Origin of the sequence: Yokenella regensburgei ATCC 49455, assembly GCF_000735455.1 — a bacterium.
Lineage (GTDB): Bacteria > Pseudomonadota > Gammaproteobacteria > Enterobacterales > Enterobacteriaceae > Yokenella > Yokenella regensburgei.
This window is the reverse complement of the sequence record NZ_JMPS01000062.1, coordinates 1-233: the sequence shown is the minus strand read 5'-3', so window position 1 is coordinate 233 and position 233 is coordinate 1. Positions and strand designations below refer to the sequence as shown.

Annotated in this window: 1 protein-coding gene; it reads left to right on the top strand. The window is 52.4% G+C overall.

All coding sequences use genetic code 11. From position 1 onward, the window contains the following. Positions 1 to 233, top strand: a 233-nt coding sequence (locus GYRE_RS14370; protein WP_038256184.1) for an exonuclease domain-containing protein, incomplete at both ends; no start/stop codon positions are given.

Here is a 233-nt window from a genome sequence, read left to right as displayed (position 1 = left end):
ATTGCCGATGAATTCCTTCTCGACAAACCGACGTTTGGCGATGTGGCCGATGAGTTCATTGAGTTTATCCGTGGCGCAGAACTCGTCATCCACAACGCGTCGTTCGATATCGGCTTTATGGACTACGAGTTCGGTAAGCTGAATCGCGATATTCCGAAAACCAACACCTTCTGCAAAGTGACCGACAGCCTGGCGCTGGCGAGGAAAATGTTCCCGGGCAAGCGGAACAGCCT